12 protein-coding genes are annotated in these 14837 nt (G+C 75.1%); 7 read left to right on the forward strand and 5 right to left on the reverse strand.

Features of this window, described 5'->3' with window-relative positions; translation table 11 throughout:
* Window positions 1-82 precede the first annotated feature (82 nt).
* Window positions 83-244 (reverse strand): hypothetical protein, encoded by a 162-nt coding sequence (locus tag EV374_RS32375; protein ID WP_165947700.1) that lies wholly within the window; start codon window positions 242-244, stop codon window positions 83-85.
* A gap of 288 nt (window positions 245-532) precedes the next feature.
* Here EV374_RS32375 and EV374_RS02100 point away from each other — a divergent pair, with 288 nt between their 5' ends.
* The 7 genes from EV374_RS02100 to EV374_RS02130 all read left to right on the forward strand — a co-directional run bounded on the left by EV374_RS02100 (window position 533) and on the right by EV374_RS02130 (window position 11407).
* Window positions 533-1393 carry an LOG family protein gene (locus EV374_RS02100; RefSeq protein WP_132231056.1) on the forward strand — a complete coding sequence of 287 codons (861 nt, stop codon included), beginning with the start codon at window positions 533-535 and terminating at the stop codon, window positions 1391-1393.
* A gap of 1 nt (window position 1394) precedes the next feature.
* The gene (locus tag EV374_RS02105; RefSeq protein ID WP_132231057.1) at window positions 1395-1940 is read left to right on the forward strand and encodes an LOG family protein; all 546 of its coding nucleotides are present in this window, start codon (window positions 1395-1397) and stop codon (window positions 1938-1940) included.
* A 72-nt stretch (window positions 1941-2012) separates the two neighbouring features.
* On the forward strand, window positions 2013-5519 hold the full coding sequence (locus EV374_RS02110; protein WP_132231058.1) for an ATP-dependent DNA helicase: 3507 nt from the start codon (window positions 2013-2015) through the stop codon (window positions 5517-5519).
* Between the two features lie 50 nt (window positions 5520-5569).
* Window positions 5570-9076 carry a UvrD-helicase domain-containing protein gene (locus EV374_RS02115; protein ID WP_132231059.1) on the forward strand — a complete coding sequence of 1169 codons (3507 nt, stop codon included), beginning with the start codon at window positions 5570-5572 and terminating at the stop codon, window positions 9074-9076.
* Between the two features lie 205 nt (window positions 9077-9281).
* The gene (gene cspE / locus EV374_RS02120; RefSeq protein WP_007464836.1) at window positions 9282-9485 is read left to right on the forward strand and encodes a transcription antiterminator/RNA stability regulator CspE; all 204 of its coding nucleotides are present in this window, start codon (window positions 9282-9284) and stop codon (window positions 9483-9485) included.
* Between the two features lie 223 nt (window positions 9486-9708).
* The gene (locus EV374_RS02125) at window positions 9709-11040 is read left to right on the forward strand and encodes a DEAD/DEAH box helicase (protein ID WP_132231060.1); all 1332 of its coding nucleotides are present in this window, start codon (window positions 9709-9711) and stop codon (window positions 11038-11040) included.
* A 178-nt stretch (window positions 11041-11218) separates the two neighbouring features.
* Window positions 11219-11407 (forward strand): hypothetical protein, encoded by a 189-nt coding sequence (locus EV374_RS02130; protein ID WP_132231061.1) that lies wholly within the window; start codon window positions 11219-11221, stop codon window positions 11405-11407.
* Window positions 11408-11454: 47 nt separating this feature from the next.
* On the opposite strand, the gene EV374_RS02135 is transcribed toward EV374_RS02130, so the two are convergent.
* Genes EV374_RS02135 through EV374_RS02150 form a run of 4 tightly spaced genes read right to left on the reverse strand, consistent with a single transcriptional unit; the run spans window position 11455 to window position 14620 of the window.
* Window positions 11455-11904, reverse strand: coding sequence for an Rrf2 family transcriptional regulator (locus EV374_RS02135; protein WP_132231062.1), 450 nt, complete (start codon window positions 11902-11904; stop codon window positions 11455-11457).
* Between the two features lies 1 nt (window position 11905).
* Window positions 11906-12790: an ABC transporter permease gene (locus EV374_RS02140; protein WP_132231063.1), complete on the reverse strand. Its 885-nt coding sequence runs from the start codon at window positions 12788-12790 to the stop codon at window positions 11906-11908.
* A complete protein-coding gene (locus EV374_RS02145; RefSeq protein WP_132231064.1) occupies window positions 12780-13559 on the reverse strand; it encodes an ABC transporter ATP-binding protein in 780 nt (259 codons plus the stop codon). The genes EV374_RS02140 and EV374_RS02145 overlap by 11 nt, the downstream gene beginning before the upstream one ends.
* Window positions 13556-14620 (reverse strand): ABC transporter substrate-binding protein, encoded by a 1065-nt coding sequence (locus tag EV374_RS02150; protein ID WP_132231065.1) that lies wholly within the window; start codon window positions 14618-14620, stop codon window positions 13556-13558. The genes EV374_RS02145 and EV374_RS02150 overlap by 4 nt, the downstream gene beginning before the upstream one ends.
* Window positions 14621-14837: the final 217 nt, after the last annotated feature.

The following is a 14837-nucleotide window of genomic DNA, read 5'->3' on the forward strand; positions in this document are numbered from 1 at the left end:
TCCCCGCGGGGGCGTGCCCCGGATGGACGGAAGGTCCGCGTCGGACGACGCGGACCTTCCGTGCTCGGTGTCGTCGATGCGGTCAGACCGTGGTGGACGCGTCGGCGGCGGGCCGGGCGTCGGTCTGGCCGCCCTGGTCGGTGGACGGTTCCATCAGGCGGGCGCGGCGGCGCTCGGCCACCACGTCGCGGATGCGGCGCTGCATCTGCCGCCGGATCCGGATCATCTCGCTGTTGCTGATCACGCTGACTCCTCCCCCGAAGGCGCGCGCCGGGGCATACCCGGTATGTGAATAGTAAGACGCGCGTGCGACCGAATTAGTTGCCCAAGATCCGGAAAAATTTTTCCGATCGTCGCCCGGCCCGTCTCCGCCCGTGGCCCGAGGTCGCCGCCGGGGCCGTGCCGCCCGCCGCCCGGTGCCGCGTCGTCCGGCGCCCGGGGGTGGTGTCGTTCGTCGCCTTGGCCGTCACCTGCGGCGGCCCGGCTCACGGTGCGCGCACCTGGCGGGTGCGGCTCCACTACGGTTGCTCCCATGGGTCAGAGCAACGGGCGGGAGGCCGGCCGCGCGCCGGGACAGGAACGGCACCGGGGGGCCGTGACGCTGCGGCGGCAGGCGATGACGGGCAGTACCGCCGATCAGCGCCTGCTCGATTCGCGGGGGCGTGAGGACTGGAAGACCAAGGACGCCTGGCGGGCGCTGCGCATCCTCTCCGAGTTCGTCGAGGGCTTCGACACCCTCGCAGACCTGCCCTCGGCGGTCAGCGTGTTCGGTTCCGCCCGCAGCCACCCGGAGAGCCCCGAGTGCCAGCTGGCCGAGGCGCTGGGCGCTGCCCTGGCCCGGGCCGGCTACGCGGTGATCACCGGCGGCGGGCCGGGCGTGATGGAGGCGGCCAACCGGGGCGCCAGCGAGGCTGGTGGGCTGTCGGTCGGCCTCGGCATCGAGCTCCCCTTCGAGCAGGGGCTCAACGACTGGGTCGACCTGGCCATCGACTTCCGCTACTTCTTCGCCCGCAAGACCATGTTCGTCAAGTACGCCCAGGCGTTCGTCGTGCTGCCCGGCGGGTTCGGCACCATGGACGAGCTCTTCGAGGCGCTGACCCTGGTGCAGACCGGCAAGGTGACCCGGTTCCCCGTGGTGCTGATGGGCGCCGACTACTGGAGCGGCCTGCTCGACTGGCTGCGCGACACGATGGCGGCCGACGGCAAGATCGGCCCCGTCGACCTGGAGTTGATCTGCGTGACCGACGACGTCGACGCGGCGGTCCGGCACATCGTGGAGGCCGAGGCCGCCCTCAACGTCGAGCAGGAGGCCGTCCGCGAGGAGGCCGTCGCCGTCACCGCCGCCGACCAGCAGGCCGCCGCCGAGGCGGGCGACGAGAACCGGAAGCGCTGACATGGCGGCGATCTGCGTGTTCTGCGCCTCCTCCCGTACGCTCGACCAACGCTGGCTGGACCTCGCGGCCGAGACGGGCGCGGAGATCGCCCGGCGCGGGCACACCCTCGTCAGCGGCGGCGGGTGCGTCGGCATGATGGGCGCGCTGGCCGACGGGGCGCGGGCCGCCGGCGGTCGGACGGTCGGGGTGATCCCGCAGTCGCTGGTCGACCTGGAGGTCGCCGACCTGGCGTCGGACGAGTTGCTCGTCACCGACTCGATGGCCAGCCGCAAGACCCTCATGATCGACAAGTCGGACGCGTTCCTCACTCTGCCGGGCGGGCTCGGCACCCTCGACGAGCTGTTCGAGGTCTGGACGACCGCCACCCTGGCCCTGCACGCCAAGCCGATGGTGCTGGTCGACACCGACGGCTTCTACCGCCCGGTGCTCGACTGGCTGGGCGCGCTGGCCGACCAGACCTTCCTCAAGCCCGCCGGCCTGGGCCTGCTCACCGTGACCGACACGGTCCCCGCGGCACTGGACACCCTGGAACTCCAGCTCCTCTGACGGGAGCGGGTGGCTTCGTCCCCGGCGGGGTGGCGGGGTGGGGGTGTCGTACCGGCGTGGTGGGATGGACGGATGCAGGCGTACCGGCTGGTGCGCCGGCCTGCCGAGGCGGTCCGGGGGGACCAGCGGCCCGGCGGGCCGGCCCGGGGGGACGGTCGGTCCGGGGGGCCGACCGACGGTGAGCGGCGGTCCGGGGGGCCGGCCGACGGGGGCGCGCACCGTGGGGCGGCGCGGCTGGCCGATCCGCGCCAGGTCGAGATCGTGGGGCACACCGACGGGCCGATGCTGGTGCTCGGCGGTCCCGGCACGGGCAAGACCGCCACGCTGGTCGAGGCCGTCGCCGCGCGGGTGGCCGAGGGAGTCGACCCGGAGCGGATCCTGGTGCTCACCTTCGGCCGCCGGGGCGCCACCGCGCTGCGCCAGCGGATCGAGGCCCGCGTCGCCGAGGGCGGGCACCGCGTGCTGCGCGAGCCGCTGGTGCGCACCCTTCCGGCGTACGCCTTCGGGTTGCTGCGCCGGGCGGCGGCCGAGCGCGGCGAGCCGTCCCCCCGGCTGCTCACCGGGCCGGAGCAGGATCTGATCATCCGCGAGCTGCTCGACGTGGTCGGCGAGGCGCCCGACGACGACCCGGTCGGCTGGCCGGAGGACCTGCGCCCCGCGTTGCGCACCCGGGCCTTCGCGGCGCAGCTGCGCGACCTGCTGATGCGCGCCGCAGAGCGGGGCGTCGGTCCCGTCGAGCTGGCCCGGCTGGGCGAGAAGCTCGGCCGCGCCGACTGGCCCGCCGCCGCGCGTTTCCTGCGGGAGTACGTGGCCGTGCTCGCCCTGCGCGACGTCAGCAACCGTGGCTCCGTCGCGTACGACCCGGCCGAGCTGGTCCGCGCCGCCACCGGGATGCTGCTCGACGACCCCGAGCTGCTCGCGGCCGAGCGCCGACGGCTGGCGTACGTCTACGTCGACGAGCTGGCCGACACCGACCCGGCCCAGCAGGACCTGCTCGCGACGGTGGCCGGCGGCGGCAAGCCGCTGGTCGCGTTCGCCGACCCGGATTCGTCCACGTACGCGTTCCGGGGCGCCGACCCGGCGGGGGTGGCCACGTTCCCGCACCGCTTCCGCACCGCCTCGGGGGCGCCCGCGGCGCAGGTGGTGCTCACCACCTCCTACCGGGCCGGTGCCCGGCTGCTCGCCGCGTCCGGCCGGCTGGCGCGGCGGCTGCGCGGCCCGGCGGCGCACCGCCGGCTGCACCCGCTGCCCGACGCGCCGCCCGGCGCGGTCGAGGTACGCACCTTCCGCTCGGCCACCAGCGAGGCGGCCTGGCTGGCGCACGCGCTGCGCGAGGCACACCTGCTCGGCGGCGTGCCCTGGTCGGAGATGGCCGTGCTGGTGCGCTCCACCGGGCGGCAGCTGCCCTCGCTGCAACGTGCCCTGCACGCCGCCGGGGTGCCCACCGTCGTGCACGGCGAGGACCTGCCGCTGCACCTGCAACCGGCGGTCGCGCCGCTGCTGCTCCTGCTGCGCTGCGCCCTGGAGCCCGAGCGGCTCGACGAGGAGGCCGCCGTGGCGCTGCTGCACTCGCCGCTCGGCGGCGCCGATCCGCTGGCCGAGCGGCGGCTGCGGCAGGGGCTGCGCGCCCTGGCGCTGGCCGGCGGCGACCGCCGGCCCTCGGGCGAGCTGATCGTGGAGGCGCTGCGCGACCCGGCCGGGTTGGCCGGGATCGAGCGGCACTGGGCGGAGCCGGCGCAGACGGTGGCCGGTCTGCTGGCCGTGGCCCGGGAGTCCGCCGCGCGGCCCGGCGCCACGGCGGAGGACGTGCTCTGGGCGGTGTGGCGGGCCAGCGGGCTCGCCGAGCTGTGGTCCGCGGCGACCGGCCGCGGCCAGACGGTGACCGGCGAGGGCGACGTCGCGCGGCGCCGCCGCGCCGAGGCGGCCGACCGCGACCTCGACGCCGTGATGGTCCTCTTCGACGCGGCGGCCCGGTTCACCGACCGGCTGCCCGGCGCGCGTACGGAGGTCTTCCTCGACCACGTCCTCGGCCAGGACCTGCCGGCCGACACCCTCGCCCCGACCGCCGACCGGGGGGAGGCGGTGCGGCTGCTCACCGCCCACGCCGCGAAGGGGCTGGAGTGGGATCTCGTGGCGGTCGCCGGGGTGCAGGAGGGCGTCTGGCCCGACCTGCGCCTGCGCGGCAGCCTGCTCGGCTCGGAGCGCCTGGTCGACGTGCTCGCCGGTCGGACGGCCGGCGCGGGCGCGGTGGCGGCCCTGGTCGGGCAGACCTCGGCGCTGCTCGACGAGGAGCGCCGGCTGTTCCACGTCGCGGTCACCCGGGCCCGGCGACGGCTGCTGGTCAGCGCGGTCGCCTCCGCCGCGGTGGGCGGCGACGACCACGAGGAGCAGCCGAGCCGCTTCCTCTACGAGCTGGGCCCCACCGACCCGCCGGACCCGATCGACCCGCCGGATCCCACCGACCCGCCGGATCCCACCGACCCGCCGGATCCCACCGACCCGCCGGATCCGGCCGACCCGACGGATCCCAGTGACCCGGAGGAGCCGGATCGGCCGGGGGCGTTGCCGGTGAGCCGGCCGCCCCGGGCGCTGACCCTGCCGGCGCTGGTGGCGGAGCTGCGTACCGCCGTCAGCGACCCGGCCGTGACCTACGCCCGGCGGCAGGCGGCGGCTGCCGAGCTGGCCCGGCTCGCCGCCGCCGGGGTGGCCGGCGCGCACCCGGACGACTGGTGGGGGCTGCGGCAGCTCTCCGACGACCGCCCGCTGGTCGACGAGGGGGAACCGGTCCGGGTCACCCCGTCGGCGATGGAGAGCGCGCTGCGGTGCAGCCTGCGCTGGCTGCTGGAGCGGCACGGCGGCAGCCCGCCGGCCAGCGCCGCCCAGGGCGTCGGCAACCTGGTGCACGCCGCCGCGATGCTCGCCGAGGACGCCAGCGCCGACCGGGGGGCCCTGCTGGACTACGTCGCCGCCCGGTTCGACGTCATCGAGCTGGCCGCCCGCTGGATGGTCGGTCCGGAGCACAGCCGCGCCGAGGCGATGGTCGACAAGCTGCTCCGCTGGCTGGCCGCGAATCCGCGCCGGCTGCTCGCCATCGAGCACGAGTTCGCGGTGCGCCTCGACGACCCGCACCGGCCGGTCGAGCTGGTCGGCCGGGTGGACCGGCTGGAGGCCGACGAGGACGGCCGGCTGGTCGTCATCGACCTGAAGACCGGCAAGTCCACCGCCGTCACGGCCAACGACCTCGCCGAGCACCCGCAGCTGGGCGCCTACCAGGCGGCGGTGGAGGCGGGGGCCTTCGCCGACTTCGGCGAGGAGTCCGGCGGCGCGGCCCTGGTGCAGCTCGGCACCGGTGCGAAGGACGCGAAGGAGCAGAGCCAGGCGCCGGCGGGGGAGGGCCCGGAGGCCGGCTGGGCAACCGCGCTGGTGCGGCGCACCGCGGCTACGATGGCCGCCGCCACCTTCGCCGCGGTCGCCAACTCCAAGTGCCGGGTCTGCCCGGTGCGTACGAGCTGCCCGGTGTCCGGGCAGGGCCGCCAGGTGGTCGAGCCGCCGACCACCCGTCGTCCGGAGCGCCCGTGAGCGTGAGGAGTGAGCTTGCGAGCCCCGCAGTCGCGAACTGAGATGCCCCAGTGACGCAGCCCGCCCTGTTCAGCAGCGCGACCCCGACGCCCCGGGTCGCCGACGCCGGCCCCCGCTACACGCCGGTGGAGCTGGCGAAGCTGCTGCGGCTGCCCGCGCCGACCCGGGAACAGGCCGCGATCATCGCTGCGCCCGTCGAGCCGCTGCTGGTGGTCGCGGGCGCCGGGTCGGGCAAGACGGAGACGATGGCCGCCCGGGTGGTCTGGCTGGTCGCCAACTCGTACGTGCGGCCGGAGCAGGTGCTCGGGCTCACCTTCACCCGCAAGGCCGCCGGGGAGCTGGCGCACCGGGTGCGTACGCGGCTGGACCAGTTGGTGCGCCGGCTCGGGCGGCGGGGGCGCGACCCGCTCGACGACCCGCTGGCCGGGGAGCCGACCGTCTCGACCTACCATTCGTACGCGGGCCGGATCGTCACCGAGCACGGGCTGCGGGCGGGCTACGAGCCGTCCACCCGGCTGCTCACCGAGGCGTCCCGCTGGCAGCTGGTCGACCTGCTGGTGCGCAACTACGACGGCGACATGTCCGGGGTGGACCGGATGCCGAGCACGATCACCGACGCGGTGCTGGCGCTGGCCGGGGAGCTGGACGAGCACCTGGTCGACCCGGACGCGCTGGCCGCGTGGACGGGCCGGTTCTTCGCCGAGGTGCAGGTGCGCCCCGGCCGGGTCTACGCCGACGTGCGCAAGGCGCTGCAACTCCAGCAGATCCGGCTGAAGCTGCTGCCGCTGGTGCGCGCGTACGCCCGGCGCAAGGAGGACTTCGAGGCGATGGACTTCGCCGACCAGCTCGCGCGGGCGGCCCGTGTCGCCCGCGACCACCCGGGCGTCGGCGAGATCGAGCGGGACCGGTTCCGGGTGGTGCTGCTGGACGAGTACCAGGACACCAGCCACGCCCAGGTGGTGCTGCTCAACGCGCTCTTCGGCGGCGGGCATCCGGTGACGGCGGTCGGCGACCCCTGCCAGTCGATCTACGGCTGGCGCGGGGCGAGCGCCGGCACCCTGGACCGCTTCCCCACGGAGTTCGCCCGCGCGGGCGGTGCGCCGGCCGAGGTGCTCAGTCTCACCACGAGCTGGCGCAACCGGCCCGAGATCCTCGGTGTCGCCAACGCGCTGGCCACCCCGCTGCGGGCCGCCGGAGCCCGGGTCCCGGAGCTGCGCGCGGCGATGAGCGTCAAGGAGCCGGTCCCGCACCGCAGCGCCCGCGGCGCCGCCGGCGGCACCGTCCACTGCGCCCTGCTGCGGACGTACGCCGACGAGGCCGACTGGATCGCCGACAGCGTGCTGCACGCCTGGCGCGGCGCGGCGGGGACGCCCGGCGTGCTGCCCGAGCACATCCCGGTGCCGCTGCGGCCCACGACCGCCGTGCTCGTGCGGCTGCGCAGCCAGATTCCGGCGATCGAGTCGGCGCTGCGCGAGCGCGGCCTGCCGGTCGAGGTGGTGGGCCTGGGCGGCCTGCTGGACACCCCCGAGGTGCGGGACGTGGTGTGCACGCTGCGGGTGCTGGCCGACCCGACGGACGGGGCCGCGCTGCTGCGGCTGCTGACCGGCGCGCGCTGGCGGATCGGGCCCCGTGACCTGGTGGCCCTGCACCGCCGGGCGAAGTCCATCGCGGCGGCCCGGCGCAGGCTCGCCGACGACGGCACCCCGGAGATCAGCCCGGACCTGCTCGACGAGGCGACCCTGGTCGAGGCGCTGGCCGACCTGGGCCCGGCGCAGGCGTACTCGGCGGAGGGCTACGCGCGGCTGCGGGCGTACGCCCGGGAGCTGGGCCTGCTGCGCTACCGGCTGGACCAGTCCCTGCCGGAGCTGATCGCGGACATCGAGCGGACGATCGGCCTGGACGTGGAGGTGGCGGTGCGGGCCGGCCGGGACGGGGCCGGGGACGCCGGCCTGGCGCGGGGCCACCTGGACGCGCTCGGCGACGTCGCCGCCCGGTTCAGCGGGGAGACGCCGGGCGCCACCCTGTCGGGGTTCCTGGCCTACCTGGCCGCCGCCGAGGACGAGGAGCGCGGCCTCACGCCGGGCGAGGTGGAGGTGGTCGAGGGCGCGGTGCAGATCCTCACCGCGCACGCCGCGAAGGGCCTGGAGTGGGACGTGGTCGCGGTGGCCGGGCTGAGCCGGGGCGTCTGGCCGGGGCCGGTGCGCAACTCCGACCACTGGCTCGGCGGGCTGGGCGTGCTGCCGTTCCCGTTGCGCGGCGACGCCGACGGGCTGCCGGAACTGGGCCTGGCCGAGGCCGAGGACCAGCGGGGGGTGGCCCGGGCGCTGGAGGACTTCACCGACGCCTGGCGGGCGCACGACGAGCGGGAGGAGCGCCGGCTGGCGTACGTGGCGGTGACCCGCCCCCGGCGGCTGCTGCTCTGCTCCGGCTACTGGTGGGGGGAGGGCACCAAACGGCCGCGCGGCCCGTCGGTGCTGCTGCGGGAGGTGCACGACGCCTGCCTGGACGCCCGCGCCGGGCACCTGGTGGACGAGTGGGCGCCGGAGCCGCCGGGCGACGCGGTCAACCCGACGACCGAGGTGGTGCTGCGCGCCGAGTGGCCGGCCGACCCGCTGGGCGCCCGCCGGCCGACACTGGCCGAGGCGGCAGCCCTGGTCCGTCGCTTCCTCACCGGCGGCGACCCGGCGGCCCGCCCACTGCCCGGCGGCGAGACGGCCGAGCGGACGCGGGCCGGCGGCGACCCGGCGGCCCGCCCACTGCCCGGCGGCGGGACCGCCGAACGGGCGCCGTCCGGCGGCGACGACACCGCCGGGGTGGGCGCGGACCCGTCGGCCGACGACGCGGACGTGGCGCGGTGGCGGCGGGAGGCCGACCTGCTGCTCGCCGAGCGGGCCGAGCTGACCCGGCAGTCCGGCGCCGTCGAGGTGGCCCTGCCCGGCCAGCTGTCGGTGACCCAGTTGGTGGCGCTGCGCCGGGATCCGGCGGCGCTGGCCCGCGCGCTGCGCCGCCCGGTGCCCACCGAACCCAATCCGTACGCCCGCCGGGGCACCGCCTTCCACACCTGGCTGGAGCAGCGGTTCGGCGCCGACCGGCTGCTCGACCTGGACGAGCTGCCGGGTGCGGCGGACGCGGACGCGGCGCCCGACGAGGCGTTGGCCGAGCTCCAGGAGCGCTTCCTGGCCAGCGAGTGGGCCGAGCGGGTGCCGGTCGAGGTGGAGGTGCCCTTCGCCACAGTGATCGCCGCAGTGGTGGTCCGGGGGCGGATGGACGCCGTCTTCGCCCGACCGGGCGGGCGGTTCGACGTGGTCGACTGGAAGACCGGCCGGCAGCCCGCCGGCGCCGCCGCCGAGGTGGCCGCCGTGCAGCTCGCGGTCTACCGGCTGGCCTGGGCGGAGCTGGCCGGCGTGCCGGTGGAGCGGGTCGGCGCGGCGTTCCACTACGTACGGGACGGGGTCACGGTCCGCCCGGCGGACCTGCTCGACGCGGACGGGCTGACCGCGCTGATCGCCTCCGTACCGGAAATTCCGGCAGACGGTGGTGCCGGGACGAATCCGTGATAGGTTGGTCGCGTTGCAGTTATGGTTCCCAGAGACTCTGTGTGCGCCTGGAGGATTGTGGCCCAGGCGCTCTTTGTTGTGTCCGGAGTTCTCCGGGCGGGGCGACCAGAAGCGACAAGCGAGCCAGGCAGTTCCGCGTGGCGCGCTCCTCTTCGAGCCCGCAACAAGTGCGGGTTCGACGTTCCGTCAAGGAGACGAAACAAAAATGGCTATTGGCACCGTCAAGTGGTTCAACGCTGACAAGGGCTTCGGCTTCATCACCCCGGACGGCGGCGGCGCCGACGTCTTCGCCCACTTCTCGGCGATCCAGTCCTCCGGCTACCGGAGCCTGGACGAGAACCAGCGGGTCGAGTTCGAGGTGACCCAGGGCCAGAAGGGCCCGCAGGCGGAGAACATCCGCCCGCTCTGATCTTCGGATCGTCCAGTAACACCCATCGCGCCCTCCGGGCGCGGTGACGGGACCGGCCCGCCGCACCGTCGACCTGCCGCGAGCAGGCGGCGAACGGCGGCGGGCCGGGGCCCCGTACCCCTTTCGGTTCGTGCTTGTGAGTCACCCGCGGCCTGGCCCGCCGGTGACAGCGCCGCATCCGGCGCCCTCCCTCGACACGTGCCGCGTCGAGGAAGGCTTCCGTATGACCACTGTCGTACCCTCGTTCGCCCTCACCGGGCTGGCCCCGGCGCTGCTCGCCGAGCTGACCGCCCAGGGCATCACCGAGCCGTTCCCGATCCAGTCGGCGACCCTGCCGGACTCGCTCGCCGGCCGGGACGTGCTCGGCCGGGGCCGCACCGGCTCCGGCAAGACGCTCGCCTTCGGGCTTCCCCTGCTGTCCCGCACCGCCGGCCGCCGGGCCCGCCCGGGCCGACCGCTGGCCCTGGTGCTGGTGCCCACCCGCGAGCTGGCCCAGCAGGTCACCACCGCGCTCGACCCGTACGCCCGCGCCGTCGGGCTGCGCTGCGCCACCGTCGTCGGCGGGCTCTCCCTGCAACGCCAGGCGGACGCGCTGCGCGCCGGCGCCGAACTGGTCGTGGCCACCCCCGGCCGGCTGCACGACCTGATCAACCGCGGCGACGCCCGGCTGGACCAGGTCGGCATCACCGTGCTCGACGAGGCCGACCAGATGGCCGACATGGGCTTCCTGCCGCAGGTCACCAAGCTGCTGGAGCAGGTCGCCCCGAACGGGCAGCGGATGCTCTTCTCGGCCACCCTCGACGGCGGCGTGGACAAGCTGGTGCGCCGCTTCCTCAGCAACCCGGTCTCGCACTCGGTCGACCCGGGCACCGCCACGGTGACCGCGATGACCCACCACGTGCTGCACGTCGACGCGGTGGACAAGCCCACCGCGCTGACCTGGATCGCCGCCCGCGAGGGCCGCACCATCCTGTTCATGGGCACCAAGCACCGCGCCGACCGGCTCGCCCGCCAGTTGCTGGCCAAGGGGGTACGCGCGGCCGCGCTGCACGGCGGCAAGTCGCAGCCGCAGCGCACCCGGATCCTGGAGCAGTTCCGCACCGGGCAGGTGACGGCGCTGGTCGCCACCGACGTGGCGGCCCGGGGCATCCACGTCGACGGGCTCGACATGGTGGTCAACGTGGACCCGCCCACCGAGGCGAAGGACTACCTGCACCGCGGTGGGCGTACCGCCCGGGCGGGGGAGTCCGGTACGGTCGTCACCCTGGTCCTGCCGGAGCAGCGCCGGGACGTGTCCCGGCTGATGTCGACCGCCGGCATCCGTCCGGAGTCCGTCCAGGTGCGCCCCGGCGACGAGGCCCTGGCCCGGGTGACCGGCGCCCGGGAGCCGTCCGGCGTGCCGGTGACGATCGCGCCGCCCGCACCGCAGGCCGCCTCCGCCGGATCTGCCGGCGGCCGGTCGGCCGGCCGCGCCGGTGAGGGCGGCCGGGCTCCGCACCGCGCCTCGGGGCGGCCCCGCCGCTCGCGTCGCCCCCGCGCCCCGCACGCCTCCTGACCAACCCTCCGCCTTCCGCTCAGCCGTCGGCTCCGGGCACCCGTGCCCGGAGCCGACGGCTGAGTCTGGAATCAGCGAACGTTACGTCCGATCGGCGACTGTTTCCGCCGCCGGGGGTGGTGAAAGCTGAGAGCGGGGGAAGATCCGGGCGGGACCGCCCGGCATGGGAGGGGTGACCATGGCGGGCGACGCCGGCTCGGGCGCGGCGCGGGAACTGTTGCTGGTGCTCGCGGTGGCGCTGGCCGGGCTGCTGCTCGCCGTGGTCGCGGTGTTCACGCCGTGGCACGCCACCCCGGACGGGGCCGCGCCAGCCGCTCCGGTCGAGCTTCGCAGCCCGACGGAGCGGCCGGTGCCCACCGTCGGCTGACCGTCGCCGGGCCCCGCCTGCCCGTCGCCGGAGGAGCCGGTGCGCGGTCAGCGCGCGCGGGTCTCCCCGGCGCCGGCCGGGAAGTGTTCCGCCCCCAGCAGGTCGGCGAGGGTGGTCCGGTCGACCACCAGGGCGATCGCGCCGTGCACGGCCAGCCAGACGTCCCGCAGGCCGGTCGCCACACCCGCGTAGCCGGCCCGCTCGGCCGGCAGCCCGCGGACGGTCGTCAGGGACCCGCCGATCGCGCGGAGCACGTCGCCGACGCTGATCTCCACCGCCGGGCGGGCCAGGGCGTACCCGCCCTCGGTGCCCCGGTGGCTCACCAGCAGGCCGGCCCGGCGCAGGTCGACCAGGATGCCCTGGAGAAAGCTCAGCGGGATGCCCTGGCTGTCCGCCAGCGTCCCCGCCTTGACCAGCTCGCCGCCGCCGACCGGAGCCGCGGCGGCGACGGCGAGCATGGCCCGGAGCGCGTAGTCACTGCGCGCGGAGACGTACACGTCACTGACCCGCCTGGTCCAACACGCCCCAGCGACGCCGGATCGCCTTGTCCGCCGCCCCGAACGCGGCGTCCACCGCCAGGCCCAGCACCAGGATCACGATCATCGTGGAGATCAGCCAGGGCGAGTCGGAGAGTTCCCGCGAGTAGGTCAGCTGCGCGCCCAGCGAGGTCTGCGAGATGCCGACCACGATCAGCTCGCCGGCCATCAGGCTGCGCCAGGAGAACGCCCAGCCCTGCTTGAGACCGGCCACGATGGCCGGCAGCGCGGCGGGCGCGATGACGTACCGGTACAGGTTGAGCCCTCGGGCGCCGAGGTTGCGGCCGGCGCGCAGCAGCAGCGGCGGCACGTAGTCCACACCGGCGATCACGCCGTTGGCGATGGACGGCGCGGCGCCGAGCACCACCACGAAGAAGATGGCCTTCTCGCTCAGCTCGAACAGCAGGATCGCCAGCGGGAACCAGGCGATCGACGGCATCGTCTGCAACGCGGTGATCATCGAGCCGATCGCGGCCCGCAGGATCCGCGACCGGGCCACCGCGAGGCCGAGCAGCAGGCCGACGGCGACCGAGAAGACGTAGCCGAGGGCCGCCCGGCGCAGGGTGGTGACCAGCCCCTCCCAGAGTTGGACGCCGCTGACCTGCCGGAGCAGCTCCTGACCCACGGCGACCGGGCCCGGCAACGAGTACTCGGGCTTCCAGCCGGTCCAGACCACGACCTGCCAGGCGCCGACGGCGAGGACGAGCGCGGCCAGCTTCGGCCAGGTCGCCGCCCAGAGCCGGCTGGCCCTCGTGCGGCTCTTCTCCCGACCGGCCAGCTCCAGGGCGTCCAGCCCGGAGATCTCCGCGTCGGTACGCGCGACGGCGGCGAGGGTGTCACCGGCCATGGCGGCCCACCTCCGTACGCAGGCGGCCGGTGACCTCGGCGGCGATCGCGGCGACCTCGGGGGAGTCGATGCGGCGCGGCCGGGGCACGTCGACCGGGGTGGACCAGATGATCCGGCCCGGCCGGCTGGAGAGCAGGATGATCCGGTCGGCGAGCCGGGCCGCCTCGCGGACGTTGTGCGTCACGAAGAGCACGGTGAGCCGCCGCTCGGTCCAGATCCGTTCCAGCTCGTCGTGCAGGATGTCCCGGGTCATCGCGTCCAGCGCGCCGAACGGCTCGTCCATCAGCAGCACCGGCGTGTCCAGGGCGAGGGTGCGGGCCAACGCCACCCGCTGGCGCATGCCGCCGGACAGTTCGTGCGGGCGCTTGCGACCGAAGTCGGCCAGGTGGACCGTGCCGAGCAGTTCGGCGACCCGCTCCCGCCGCGCCGCCCGGGGCAGCCCGCGCAGTTTCAGCGGCACCTCGACGTTGCCCTCGACGGTGAGCCAGGGGAAGAGGGCGGGCTCCTGGAACATCAGTCCCGGGTCGACGCCCTCGTCGAGGGTGATCCGCCCGCCGCTGGGCCGGTCGAGGCCGGCGACCAGGTTGAGCAGGGTGCTCTTGCCGCAGCCGGAGGCCCCGACCAGGCAGACGAACTCGCCGGGCGCGACGTCGAGGGAGACCCCGTCCAGGGCGACGACGGCGTTCGCCCCGCGCCCGTACACCTTGGTGACGCCGTGCAGCGCGACCGAGCCGGTCGCGCTGCGTGGCGTCGTCGTGGTCGACGTCATGGTTGGACGACCTCGGGCCTGCCCTGGCCCTTCAGCACCTCGTTGAGGTAGGCCAGGTCGTAGAGACCGTCGAGGCTGACCGGCTGGGTCAGGCCGACCGCGACGGCGTGGTCGAGCCCGGTCTTCAGCGACGTGGCGATCGGGTCGTTGGTGAACTCCAGCGTCGGCCAGGCCTGCTTGATCAGCTTGAGGTCGAGGGGCTTGCCGCTGATCTTTCCGATGTGGTCGGAGATGGCCCGGTGCGTCTCGTCGGGCTTGGTGTTGACGAACTCGTTGGCCGCCACCTGGCCCTGGACCAGCTTCTTGACCACGTCCGGGTGGGCCTTGAGGAACTTGGTGCTGACGATCAGGTTGGTGATCACGAACTTCCGGTCCGGCCAGAGGTCGCGCTCGTCGACGAGCACCTTGCCGCCCGCGTTGACCAGCCGGGACACGAACGGCTCGGGCACCCAGGCGCCGTCGACGGCCCCGCTGTTGAACGTCTCCACCGTCTGGGCGTTCTCCTGCGGGATGATCTTGACATCGCCGCCGCCCTCCTTGGTCGTCGTGAGGCCCTTCTCCTTGAGCCAGTAGCGGATGGCCACGTCCTGGGTGTTGCCCAGCTGCGGGGTCGCGATCTTCTTGCCCCGGAGCTGCTCCACGGAGGTGATCTCGGGCTTGACCACGAGCGCGACGCCGCCGGAGGCCGCGCCGGAGATGACGCGGACCGCCTCGCCCTTCGACTTCGAGAAGGCGTTCACGGTGGGGTTCGGGCCGATGTACGTGGCGTCGAGCGCGCCGGAGAAGATCGCCTCGATGGCGGCGGGGCCGGCGTTGAAGGTCTTCGTCTCCAGCTTGACGTCGCCGCCGAGCTTTTCGGCGAAGATGCCCTTCTCCACGCCGACCACGGCCGGCGCGTGGGTGATGTTGGGGAAGTAGCCGAGCCGCAGCGTCGTCGGGCCGGAGCCGCCGCCCGCGCCCTCGCTGTCGTCGCCGCAGGCGGCGGCGGTGCCCAGGGTCGCCACGCCGACGACGGCGAGGGTGGCCAGGGAGACCCACCGACGCATGGGGAGCCGTCTCATCGTCCATCCAATCCGCAGTATTCCTACTTAGTTGGTAGGAAGACTGGGGCAGGCGGTGAAGTGGCGTCAAGGGCCAACCACATGCCGGGATCCGCGTCCCATAAAAAGCGGCTATCTCTACTGGTTGGATGTGCTTTGCGGCCGGTCTTCCCGGCGCCGTAGCCGGCCGCCGGGGCGGCGGCGCAAGACGCCCCGGGTGCCGGTCGGGGCGGCAGGC

Source organism: Micromonospora sp. CNZ303, assembly GCF_004345505.1.

Coding starts and splice junctions, on each gene's coding strand:
- EV374_RS02100 (WP_132231056.1), top strand. CDS start 533: ATGGGTCAGAGCAACGGGCGGGAGGCCGGCCGCGCGCCGGGACAGGAA.
- EV374_RS02105 (WP_132231057.1), top strand. CDS start 1,395: ATGGCGGCGATCTGCGTGTTCTGCGCCTCCTCCCGTACGCTCGACCAA.
- EV374_RS02110 (WP_132231058.1), top strand. CDS start 2,013: ATGCAGGCGTACCGGCTGGTGCGCCGGCCTGCCGAGGCGGTCCGGGGG.
- cspE (WP_007464836.1), top strand. CDS start 9,282: ATGGCTATTGGCACCGTCAAGTGGTTCAACGCTGACAAGGGCTTCGGC.
- EV374_RS02125 (WP_132231060.1), top strand. CDS start 9,709: ATGACCACTGTCGTACCCTCGTTCGCCCTCACCGGGCTGGCCCCGGCG.
- EV374_RS02130 (WP_132231061.1), top strand. CDS start 11,219: ATGGCGGGCGACGCCGGCTCGGGCGCGGCGCGGGAACTGTTGCTGGTG.
- EV374_RS02140 (WP_132231063.1), bottom strand. CDS start 12,790: ATGGCCGGTGACACCCTCGCCGCCGTCGCGCGTACCGACGCGGAGATC.
- EV374_RS02145 (WP_132231064.1), bottom strand. CDS start 13,559: ATGACGTCGACCACGACGACGCCACGCAGCGCGACCGGCTCGGTCGCG.
- EV374_RS02150 (WP_132231065.1), bottom strand. CDS start 14,620: ATGAGACGGCTCCCCATGCGTCGGTGGGTCTCCCTGGCCACCCTCGCC.